Origin of the sequence: Bradyrhizobium sp. (assembly GCF_035273305.1) — a bacterium.
Classification (GTDB): domain Bacteria; phylum Pseudomonadota; class Alphaproteobacteria; order Rhizobiales; family Xanthobacteraceae; genus Bradyrhizobium.
Map to the genome: position 1 here is coordinate 1 of NZ_DATEPI010000174.1, position 9,814 is coordinate 9,814.

Sequence of the window (9,814 nt, forward strand, 5' to 3'; positions counted from 1 at the left end):
TCGTTCCGCCCCGAGCCGGGATCCACGACGATCGCCAGCGTTGCCGGCTCCGTGCCGCGTGAAATCCCACTGGCGTTTATCGGTCCGCGCGTTGGCGGAAGACGACTGTGGCGGGAACTGGCCTCGCTACTTCTTCGCGGCCGCGGCGCGTTCGACGAACGTCTTGCCGCCCTTCATCTTGTGCGCCAACGGCGCTTCGTTGATCTGGATCACGACCGCATCGGCGTCGACGCCGAGGTTCTTCACCAGCGCCTGCGTGATATCGCGCATCATGCCGGCCTTCTGTTCGTCGGTGCGGCCCGCAGCCATGCTGACGGTGATTTCAGGCATTGTTGTTGTCTCCATTTTGCTTTGTTCAGTCGCCGCTTACCCTGAAAAACGAGTTATTCCATGAAGCGAGCGTCCGGTCGCGTCGCGAAGGATGGCCTATTCTCGTCATGGTTCGAGGCGGCGCAAGGGCGCCTCTGACATGAGGCCTATGCCGACGGCAGGCCGTGCCGCGCCAGCACCTCCCGCACGCGAACGACAAGCTCATCCTCCCGGCATGAAAACTGCGCAGGCCTGGTCTCGCGCCATTCCTGATTGGAGGCGATGGCAGCGGCCGCCCTGGCGCCTTCGACCAAATCCTTGATCTGGACCTCGCCCCGCGCCTTCTCGTCGGAGCCCTGAATGATCACGCAAGGCGAGTTGCGGCGGTCGGCATATTTGAGCTGGTTGCCCATGTTCTTCGGGTTGCCCAGGTAAAGCTCGGCGCGAATGTTCGCGCTGCGCAACGCGGCCACCATTTTCTGATAGTCGGCGACGCGGTCGCGATCAAACACGGTGACCACCACCGGGCCGAATTCGGGTTTGCTATCGAGCTTCCCCAGCAACGAGAGCGCCGCCTGCAGCCGCGATACGCCGATTGAAAATCCCGTCGCCGGCACCGGCTCACCGCGAAAGCGCGATACGAGGCCGTCATACCGACCGCCGCCGCCAACCGAACCGAACCGAACCGGACGGCCTTTTTCGTCCTTGGTATCGAGCAGGAGTTCTACTTCGTAGACCGGGCCGGTGTAATATTCGAGACCGCGCACAACGCTGGGATCGATAACGATGCGATCGGACCTATATCCGGACGCGTTAACGAGCTTGCTTATTTCTTCCAGCTCCGCGTGACCCTGCTGCCCAATCGCACTGTCATGCAGTCGCGCATCGATCTGATTTTCTTTGCCGGTTTCGATTGCTGATATTACCAGCTCGATATCGGCAGCACGCAATCCAGCGCCTTTGGTGAAGTCACCGGATTCATCCTTGCGGCCATCCCCAAGGAGTTGGCGAACTCCGGCAATGCCAAGTCGATCCAGTTTGTCGATCGCGCGCATCGCCGTCAGCCATTGAACGTCGTCGCCGATGCCGATCGCGTCTCTCACCCCATCGAGCACCTTGCGATTGTTCACCTTCACCACGTAGCTGCCGCGGGGAATGCCCAATGCTTCCATGGTGTCCGCTGCCATCATGCTCATTTCTGCATCTGCCGCCGGTGACGCCGAGCCCACCGTGTCGGCATCGAACTGCATGAACTGACGAAAACGACCGGGGCCGGGTTTTTCGTTGCGATAGACGTAGCCCTCGCGATAGCTGCGATACGGCTTCGGCAACGACTCGAAATTCTCCGCGACATAGCGCGCCAGCGGCGCTGTCAAATCGTAGCGCAGGCTGATCCACTGCTCGTCGTCATCCTGGAACGAGAACACGCCCTCGTTGGGCCGGTCCTGGTCGGGCAGGAATTTTCCCAGCGCATCGGTATACTCCATTGCCGGAGTTTCAACCGGCTCGAAACCGTAGCGCTCATAGACTTCGCGGATTTTTTCCACCATTGCGCGCGTCGCCGCGATCTCGGCCGGCCCGCGATCGGCCAGCCCGCGAGGCAGCCGCGCTTTCAATTTCTGCGGTTTTTTCGGTTTATCGTTCATGTCGCTCGTTGCAAGCTTTCCCGGTCAATGTTGACTTACAACATAAACGTCGACTTACAACCCAAACGTCGCTTGTTGCTCACCAACGCAGCAAACGCCGCGTATAACTTGCTCTTCTTGCGGGAAGTGGTCGAGTTCGGGCCCGCCCGAACTTCGGGTGATGAGACTATTCGTAGCCGTTGCAGCCGGTCACAGGACCTTTCTGATCCAGTTGTGCGGGTCGGCCACCCGACCATACTGAATGTCGATCAGCTTCTTGCGCAGCCCCATCGCGACCGGGCCGGCCGCGCCTCCGCTGATGAGGAAATCGCCGCTCGCGGAACACACCTTGCCGATCGGCGAGATGACGGCCGCCGTGCCGCAGGCAAACGCCTCTTTCAGCTTTCCGCTAGCGGCGTCAGTGCGCCACTGGTCGATCGAGTAAGCCTCCTCGCGCACGCGCGCGCCGGAATCCTTCGCGAGCGCCATGATCGAATCGCGGGTGATGCCCGGGAGGATGGTGCCGAGCGGGGGTGTCAGCAGCGAACCGTCCTCGAACACGAAGAAGACGTTCATGCCGCCGAGTTCCTCGATGTAGCGGCGCTCGATGGCATCGAGGAACACGACCTGATCGCAGCCATGATCGATCGCCTCGGCCTGCGCGCGCAGGCTCGCGGCGTAATTGCCGCCGCATTTGACAGCCCCGGTGCCGCCGATTGCGGCGCGCGTGTAGTTTTCGGACACCCAGATCGACACCGGCGCAGGTCCACCCTTGAAATAGGAGCCGACCGGCGAGGCGATGACAGCGAAGATGTATTCCGCGGAAGGCTTCACGCCGAGGAAAACCTCGCTCGCGATCATGAAGGGCCGCAGATAAAGACTGCCCTCGCCCCCCGGGATCCAGGCGCGGTCGATGCGCACGAGTTGTTCGACTGCTTCGATGAACGCAGCTTCCGGCAGCGGCGCCATGGCCATGCGCTCAGCCGAATTCCAGAAGCGCCGGGCGTTGGCGTCCGGGCGGAACAGGTTCACGCCGCCGTCATCGCGCTTGTAGGCCTTGAGGCCTTCGAAAATCTCCTGCGCGTAGTGGAGGACGGCTGTCGCGGGATCGAGCGGGAAATTCGCGCGAGATTCGACGCAGGCGCCATGCCAGCCCTTCGCCTGATTGTAGCGGACCAAAGTCATGTGATCGGTGAAAATCCGGCCGAAGCCCGGGTCCACGAGTTTTGCGGCGCGCTCCTTGTCGGACGTCGGATTCGTCGCAGGCCGGATTTCAAATTCCAAACTCATTGCCTTGCTTCCCGCTGTCGGAACCGACGCGATTTCTGGCGCTGTCGCAACTTCTCGCATCGCGCCCCGGTGTCGCGCAGAACTATCCAACGAAACTCCCATGGGCTCTCTCCCGGATTGACGCGATGCGCGTGCGAACGCCGCCGCGCTGTGATTACGTCTGGCCTTCAACCTGCCTGCGGGCGATTTTCCTCCAAGCACGTCTTTCAGGACATGCTTTTGCGGAAGGCGGAAGTCCAGTATGTTTCCCGAAATGCCGCTCGACAATCGCACGGTGGACAATTGGCAGCCTAGCCGGCACTTCGGACCTTCTCAGGCCTTTCAAACGCGTCCGCACACGTAACGACCTAATGTTTCGTCGCGGTTGATGGTTTTGTAACATTGAAACCAAGATACGTCAATATGGCTGACATAAATTTCTCCGGCCCATACCCTGGCCCGGATTCCCGGGCGCCTGAAGGGCGGTCCGGCGCCGTCAGGTCCGGCGACCTGCATTGGGACATTATTGAACTGTTGTTTTTCGCGTACCGGGATTTCGTCGGCGATGCGGATCATGAACTGGAGGTGTTCGGATTTGGACGGGCGCACCACCGGGTGCTTCACTTCGTTCACCGCTATCCCGGCCTGAAAGTCGCTGACCTTTTGGATGTACTGCGCATCACAAAGCAGTCGCTTGGCCGGGTGCTCAAGCAACTGCTCGATGAAGGCTATATCGTACAGAAGACCGGTAACAACGACCGCCGACAACGCCTTCTCTTTGCGACGGCAAAGGGAGAGGCGCTCGTGGCCAAGCTGGCCGGGCTGCAGACCGATCGCATCACCCGCGCGCTGCGAGAGATCAGGCCCGAGGGAGCCGAGACCGTCCGGCAGTTTCTTCGCGCGATGATCGACCAGGATGATCCTGACAAGGTGCTGGAGACGATCCTCCGGGCGGCCGGTCCCAATGCAAAGGAGCGCGCGTGATCTTGGCCGCAACAATCACGCGAGCGCCGCCGAAGCCTGCTGACGATGCGCCGCATCTGCTGCTGGTTGATGATGACCGTCGCATCCGCGATCTGTTGTCGCGCTACCTGCGTGGCGAAGGTTACCGCGTCACCACGGCAATGAGCGCCAATGACGCCCGTGCGAAGCTGATCGGACTGCATTTCGATCTTTTGATCCTGGACGTGATGATGCCCGGCGAAACCGGGTTCGATCTCGCCCGCTTCATCCGCGCATCATCATCCGTGCCGATTATCATGCTGACGGCGCGCCACGAGGCGGAAGCCCGAATCGAGGGCCTGCAGATCGGCGCCGACGATTATGTCGCCAAACCGTTCGAGCCGCGTGAACTGGTGCTGCGGATCGGCAATATCCTTAAACGCACGGCGCCGCCGCCGGCGCAGATGCTCGAGCAGGTCGCGTTCGGTCCCTACGTCTATCATCTGGATCGGGGCGAATTGCGCCAGGGTGACGAGCCAATTCATCTCACCGACCGCGAACGCGACATGCTTCGCATTCTCGCGGTGACCCCAGGCGAAACGGTGCCACGCAGCGCTCTCACCGGCAACGGCACCGTCAACGAGCGCGCCGTCGACGTACAGATCAACCGGTTGCGACGTAAGATCGAGCGCGATCCCGCCAACCCGCTGTTCCTGCAAGCCGTGCGCGGCATCGGCTATCGCCTGGTCGCGTCGCCTTGAGTGAGCTCACATGAGTACGCTCGACACCGGCCTCACGCTGATCCGCACCGCTTCCCGGCGCGTCTCGGCGGTCAATGGCTGGATGGGCAATGCCTTCAAGAGCTGGATGCCGACCGGGCTTTACGCCCGCGCGCTGCTGATCATGATCGTGCCGATGGTCGTGCTGCAGACCGTGGTGGCATTCGTGTTCATGGAACGGCACTGGAATACGGTCACGCGGCGGCTGTCCGCCGCGGTCGTGCAGGACATCGCCAGCCTTATCGACGTCTACAAGGGCTATCCGCAGGACAAGGACCGAGCCCAGCTCCGGCGCGTCGCGCAGAGGCTCCAATTGGTGGTGGACTTCCTGCCGGTCGGCGACCTGCCCCCGCCCGGTCCGAAGCCTTTTTTCTCTCTGCTCGACCAGACGCTGTCAGTGCAGCTCGGTCGCCAGATCGGCCGGCCGTTCTGGATCGATACCGTCGGCCGTTCCAACTTGGTGGAAATCCGGGTGCAGCTTGATGATGCGGTAATGCGCATCTTCGCGCAGCGCAGCGCAGCCTACGCATCGAATTCCGAGATCTTCATCTTCTGGATGCTGGGCACCTCGTCGATCCTGCTGATCGTGGCGGTGTTGTTTCTTCGCAACCAGATCAAGCCGATCCTGCGGCTCGCAGATGCCGCCGAGAGCTTCGGCAAAGGCCGAGAGGCGCCAAACTTCCGACCGCGCGGCGCGAGCGAAGTACGCCGCGCCGCCCATGCCTTTCTAGAGATGAAATCCCGCATCGAGCGCTCGATCGAGCAGCGCACCGCGATGTTGGCTGGCGTCTCGCACGATCTCCGCACCATCCTGACCCGCTTCAAGCTGGAGCTGGCATTGATCGGCGACAGCCCCGAACTCGAGGGCATGCGCAGGGACGTCGACGAGATGTCCGGGATGCTCGAGGCCTATCTCGCCTTCGCACGGGGCGACAGCGGCGAGCACGCGCAGCCGACCGACATGACGGTGGCGCTGGAGGAATTGCGCAGCGACGCCGACCGTGACGGCCACACCGTGAGCGTGGCGTTCCATGGGCTTCCGGTGGTCACGGTGAAACCGGCCTCGTTCAAGCGTTGCCTCGGCAATCTCCTCTCCAATGCCGCACGGCATGCCAAAGCGATTTCAATCACCGGACACCGGGATCACCGCTATCTCACGATCACGATCGACGATGATGGTCCCGGCATTCCGCAGCATATGCGGGAGGAAGTGTTCAAGCCGTTCCTGCGGCTGGACGACGCCCGCAACCAGGACGAGGGCGGCACGGGATTGGGACTCGCGATCGCCCGCGATATCGCTCGTTCGCATGGTGGCGACATCACGCTGGGCGACAGCCCGATGGGCGGGCTTCGCGCGGCGGTACGGATACCGGTCTAGCCAAAGACTCCGGCCAGTTCGGTCTAGTACTTGGTGACGATCGGCCGCTGGTAGGCGCCATAAGGCACCCAGCGGCAGGCGAACGAAACGTAACCGCCATATTGTGGGTCAACGCCGAGGAATTTGGCGACCTTGCCGTAATACGCACAATGATCGACCGCCAGTTGCCGGGCATCTACCTGCCTTGCCAGCGGATAAGCGATGATTCCGCCGGTGTCATTTCCCTTGAACGAAGGCACGTAATCCGCGCGCGCCGGCGCGCACACAAGCATCGCGCCCAGCGCAAACAGAATTGCCGCCCGAATCATTCGCATGATCGACTCCATTTCCTGGCGTAGCTTAGAGCGCATCCCCCGCCATGAAAAGAACACGCCGCGCTTCGAAGTGGAGTTGTCTGCAGGTGTTGCTGCCTTGCACTTGACCCGCTGCGGGCTTCGCGGCACCGTCTCTAATTGCTTCTTCCGTGGATGTCCCCATGCACGCCCCCCTTGCCTCTCTCAAAAAGCTCGTTCTTGGCGCCGCATTCGGCGTTCTCCTCGGTCTGTTTCTATCGGGCCAGGCGGCGCAGGCCGCCAATCCGCTTGAGCTGAACTTCTGGCTGTCCGGCCCGCGCTATGACGGCAGGGTCGCGCTTTGCGAAGGCGCGCTTGGGACCATCACCAACCAGTTCTGGGAGAAGGAAAGCACCTTCTGGAATTCCGACCTGCGGATTACCGGCTACGCCCGCGTCCATGAGGTCGCGTTCCGGCCGTGGCAATCGGACAATATCCCGCGCCGTTACTGCAGCGCCGATGCCATGCTCAACGACGGCAAGATGCGCACCGTCCACTATTCGATCGCCGAGGACGCAGGTTTTGCAGGCTTCGGCCAGGGCGTCGAATGGTGCGTAACCGGGCTTGACCGCAACTGGGCCTATAATCCGGGCTGCAGGGCCGCCAAGCCCTGAATGCGGGCAGCCAGCTTCGGCCAGGCCCGCCGCACCAGTGCAGCTTTCCTACTTTGTTCTTGAAATGTTCCCTTCTCGCCTGCTAGGGTCTTCAGCAGTTTGGGATGGGAGCGCAGCATGTTGCATCGTCGGTCGGCGTGGATTTCACGGTTTTTGGTTTGCCTGGGGCTGCTCGCCGCAGCAGCGGGCACCGCGTCGGCGCAGGATCGCCGCCAGAATGCCGCCGGCGAGTTCGATTTTTACGTGCTGTCGCTCTCGTGGTCGCCCTCGTTTTGCGAGGAGTCTTCCGAGCGCGGTACGGAAGCAAGATCGCAGGCCCAATGCGGCGGCCGGCCGTTCTCATTCGTGGTGCACGGGCTTTGGCCGCAATATGAGCATGGCTTTCCCGATTACTGCCAGCGGCCTGCCCCGCGGCTTGATCGCAACATCATGACGTCAATGCTGGACCTGATGCCCGCGCCCGGACTGATTTTCAGCGAGTGGGACAAGCACGGCACCTGCTCCGGGCTCGGTGCCCGAGCCTATTTCGAAACCATCCGCAAGGCGCGCGCGATGGTGAAAATTCCGACCGAATATCTCGAATTGTCCGAGGAGAAGATGGTCTCGCCGACCGAGATCGAGGACGCCTTCATCAAAGCCAATCCGGGGTTGACTAGTTCCGGGATCGCCGTGACCTGCAGCAGCAGGCGGCTTAGCGAAGTGCGCATCTGCATGAGCAAGGATCTTCAGTTCCGTGGCTGCGAGGAAATCGACCGCCGCGCGTGCCGTCGTGATGGGGTCGTGATGCCCCCCATGCGTGGCGGCTAGTTGTTCGGGCAATGGCCAACATGGGTTACTTTCATCGCCTGATGTCGTAACCCCTGCGGCATGAATTACCGTCACGCCTTCCACGCCGGCGGTTTCGCCGACGTCATCAAGCACATCGTGCTGGTGCGCATTCTCACCTATTTGCAGCAGAAGGCGTCGCCGTTTCGCTTCATCGACACCCATGCGGGCGCCGGGCTCTATGATCTCACCTCCGAGGAAGCGCGCCGTGGCGGTGAGTGGCTCACAGGCATCGCGCGGCTGCGGCAAGCAAGGTTCTCCGCAGAGACCGCACCGCTGATCGAACCCTATCTCGACATCGTGAGGGCCTTTAACCTTGAGGGGGAACTCAAGGTGTATCCGGGATCACCTCTGATCGCTCGCGCGCTGCTGCGGCCGCAGGATCGATTGACCGCCTGCGAAGTCGAACCGAAAGCGCGCAAGCGGCTCATCGAGGCCCTGCACCGTGACACCCAGGCGCGCGTGGTCGACGTCGACGGCTGGCTGGCATTGCCGGCCTTCGTTCCGCCGAACGAGCGTCGAGGTCTGGTGCTGATCGACCCGCCTTACGAGCAAAAAGACGAGTTCGAACGCTTGGCTGACGGTTTCGCGCTAGCCTTCGCGAAGTGGCCGACCGGCAGCTATCTGCTCTGGTACCCCGTGAAAAGTCGGCGCGCTACCGACAACCTCGCCCGCCGCGTCGCTGAAGCCGTAACCGCCGGCCCCTCACCTGGAAAATGCTTGCGCCTCGAGTTCAGCGTCGCGCCACAGAACGTTGGCGCCGCGCTGACGTCGGCCGGTCTTCTGATCGTCAACCCGCCATGGACGCTTGCGGGTGAACTGAAGGCGGTCCTTCCCGAACTGCAGAAGCCGCTAGGCCAGGGCGGCGCCGGACGGTTCAGGCTTGAGGCGCCCGTAACCTGAGCCGTAGAATGAGCAAGTTCTGCATGAGGGCCCGAACACCTATGGCCAAATCGTCCGGCGCGCAGGCGTGCGAAAACTCTAATTTGGACCGTAGGCAATTTACCGGAATCCGTATTATGCTTGGTTTGATTGATCGGCTTACGTCCCGCTTCCGCGCGTCGAAGCGGCGGACTGACTAAGGCCTCGAACAATATGTCTTGAAGACGGATCGGCGCTGAGCCAAATCCGCACAGGTGGCCAAGCTTTCCGACAGCGAATGCCCGGTCGGCGGAGCAATGCGGGGAGGAGTTTCCCGATGGCCATGACTGGTACGGTCAAGTTCTTCAATGGAGAACGTGGCTATGGCTTCATCAAGCCGGATGATGGCGGGCGTGATGTGTTCGTTCACATCACTGCTGTAGAGCGGGCCGGATTGAAGGACCTGAGCGAAGGGCAACGCATCACCTTCGAGGTCGAACCGGACAAGAAGGGCAAAGGCCCCAAAGCGGTCAACCTGTTGGTTTCATCGTAGCGCGATGCCGTGACGCTTTCGGACGGCGTTGCCCTACTTCTTTGGCAGTTTTTCCGACCTGGAAAATGACAATCCCTTCGTTCTCGCAAAGAATGGATTCCCATCGTTTGTTGGAGTCAGGAACTCCAATTGGGATTTCTATGGCCAGGACGATTGGAGAGTGAACCGCAAATTGACTCTGAATCTCGGCCTCCGCTATGACTTCAACACAGTTTGGCGCGAAGGCCAGAACCGAATGCAAAACTTTGACGTCGCGACGCAATCATTTCTTCCATCCACCCAAGCCCCTTATACCACTCCAAAAGACGAGTTCGCTCCTCGCATCGG

The 9,814-nt window shown here is 61.4% G+C and carries 12 protein-coding genes; 8 read left to right on the forward strand and 4 right to left on the reverse strand.

The genetic code is table 11. From position 1 onward, the window contains the following. Positions 1–126: 126 nt before the first annotated feature. The 3 genes from VJV58_RS12275 to VJV58_RS12285 all read right to left on the reverse strand — a co-directional run bounded on the left by VJV58_RS12275 (position 127) and on the right by VJV58_RS12285 (position 3,224). Positions 127–330, reverse strand: coding sequence for a tautomerase family protein (locus VJV58_RS12275; RefSeq protein ID WP_025590867.1), 204 nt, complete (start codon positions 328–330; stop codon positions 127–129). A 146-nt stretch (positions 331–476) separates the two neighbouring features. Further along, positions 477–1,955, reverse strand: coding sequence for a histidine--tRNA ligase (hisS, locus tag VJV58_RS12280; protein WP_324137616.1), 1,479 nt, complete (start codon positions 1,953–1,955; stop codon positions 477–479). Between the two features lie 189 nt (positions 1,956–2,144). Further along, positions 2,145–3,224, reverse strand: a complete 1,080-nt coding sequence (locus VJV58_RS12285; protein WP_324137617.1) for a branched-chain amino acid aminotransferase — start codon at positions 3,222–3,224, stop codon at positions 2,145–2,147. Positions 3,225–3,626: 402 nt separating this feature from the next. Between VJV58_RS12285 and VJV58_RS12290 the strand changes: the two genes are divergently transcribed. The 3 genes from VJV58_RS12290 to VJV58_RS12300 are packed head-to-tail and all read left to right on the forward strand — an operon-like array spanning position 3,627 to position 6,302. Then, complete coding sequence (locus tag VJV58_RS12290; protein ID WP_324137618.1) at positions 3,627–4,187, forward strand: MarR family winged helix-turn-helix transcriptional regulator; 561 nt, start codon at positions 3,627–3,629, stop codon at positions 4,185–4,187. Continuing rightward, the gene (locus VJV58_RS12295; RefSeq protein ID WP_324137619.1) at positions 4,184–4,906 is read left to right on the forward strand and encodes a response regulator transcription factor; all 723 of its coding nucleotides are present in this window, start codon (positions 4,184–4,186) and stop codon (positions 4,904–4,906) included. Before VJV58_RS12290 ends, VJV58_RS12295 begins: the two co-directional genes overlap by 4 nt. Before the next feature lie 10 nt (positions 4,907–4,916). Further along, positions 4,917–6,302, forward strand: coding sequence for an ATP-binding protein (locus tag VJV58_RS12300; RefSeq protein ID WP_324137620.1), 1,386 nt, complete (start codon positions 4,917–4,919; stop codon positions 6,300–6,302). A 23-nt stretch (positions 6,303–6,325) separates the two neighbouring features. On the opposite strand, the gene VJV58_RS12305 is transcribed toward VJV58_RS12300, so the two are convergent. Beyond that, positions 6,326–6,616: a hypothetical protein gene (locus VJV58_RS12305; protein ID WP_324137621.1), complete on the reverse strand. Its 291-nt coding sequence runs from the start codon at positions 6,614–6,616 to the stop codon at positions 6,326–6,328. A 161-nt stretch (positions 6,617–6,777) separates the two neighbouring features. Between VJV58_RS12305 and VJV58_RS12310 the strand changes: the two genes are divergently transcribed. From VJV58_RS12310 to VJV58_RS12330, 5 genes are all read left to right on the forward strand, one after another. Continuing rightward, positions 6,778–7,248, forward strand: a complete 471-nt coding sequence (locus VJV58_RS12310; protein ID WP_324137622.1) for a hypothetical protein — start codon at positions 6,778–6,780, stop codon at positions 7,246–7,248. A 117-nt stretch (positions 7,249–7,365) separates the two neighbouring features. Then, positions 7,366–8,055 (forward strand): ribonuclease T2, encoded by a 690-nt coding sequence (locus VJV58_RS12315; protein WP_324137623.1) that lies wholly within the window; start codon positions 7,366–7,368, stop codon positions 8,053–8,055. Positions 8,056–8,115: 60 nt separating this feature from the next. Then, entirely contained in the window at positions 8,116–8,976 is an 861-nt protein-coding gene (locus VJV58_RS12320; protein ID WP_324137624.1) for a 23S rRNA (adenine(2030)-N(6))-methyltransferase RlmJ, read from the forward strand. 295 nt (positions 8,977–9,271) lie between these two features. Continuing rightward, the gene (locus tag VJV58_RS12325) at positions 9,272–9,487 is read left to right on the forward strand and encodes a cold-shock protein (RefSeq protein ID WP_324137625.1); all 216 of its coding nucleotides are present in this window, start codon (positions 9,272–9,274) and stop codon (positions 9,485–9,487) included. Between the two features lie 28 nt (positions 9,488–9,515). After that, a partial coding sequence (locus VJV58_RS12330) for a TonB-dependent receptor domain-containing protein (RefSeq protein ID WP_324137626.1) occupies positions 9,516–9,814 on the forward strand: 299 nt, incomplete at its 3' end.

Excerpts from the sequence above, each read along its gene's own strand:
- VJV58_RS12275 (WP_025590867.1), bottom strand. The coding sequence starts at position 330 with ATGCCTGAAATCACCGTCAGCATGGCTGCGGGCCGCACCGACGAACAG.
- hisS (WP_324137616.1), bottom strand. The coding sequence starts at position 1,955 with ATGAACGATAAACCGAAAAAACCGCAGAAATTGAAAGCGCGGCTGCCT.
- VJV58_RS12285 (WP_324137617.1), bottom strand. The coding sequence starts at position 3,224 with ATGAGTTTGGAATTTGAAATCCGGCCTGCGACGAATCCGACGTCCGAC.
- VJV58_RS12290 (WP_324137618.1), top strand. The coding sequence starts at position 3,627 with ATGGCTGACATAAATTTCTCCGGCCCATACCCTGGCCCGGATTCCCGG.
- VJV58_RS12300 (WP_324137620.1), top strand. The coding sequence starts at position 4,917 with ATGAGTACGCTCGACACCGGCCTCACGCTGATCCGCACCGCTTCCCGG.
- VJV58_RS12305 (WP_324137621.1), bottom strand. The coding sequence starts at position 6,616 with ATGCGAATGATTCGGGCGGCAATTCTGTTTGCGCTGGGCGCGATGCTT.
- VJV58_RS12310 (WP_324137622.1), top strand. The coding sequence starts at position 6,778 with ATGCACGCCCCCCTTGCCTCTCTCAAAAAGCTCGTTCTTGGCGCCGCA.
- VJV58_RS12315 (WP_324137623.1), top strand. The coding sequence starts at position 7,366 with ATGTTGCATCGTCGGTCGGCGTGGATTTCACGGTTTTTGGTTTGCCTG.
- VJV58_RS12320 (WP_324137624.1), top strand. The coding sequence starts at position 8,116 with ATGAATTACCGTCACGCCTTCCACGCCGGCGGTTTCGCCGACGTCATC.
- VJV58_RS12325 (WP_324137625.1), top strand. The coding sequence starts at position 9,272 with ATGGCCATGACTGGTACGGTCAAGTTCTTCAATGGAGAACGTGGCTAT.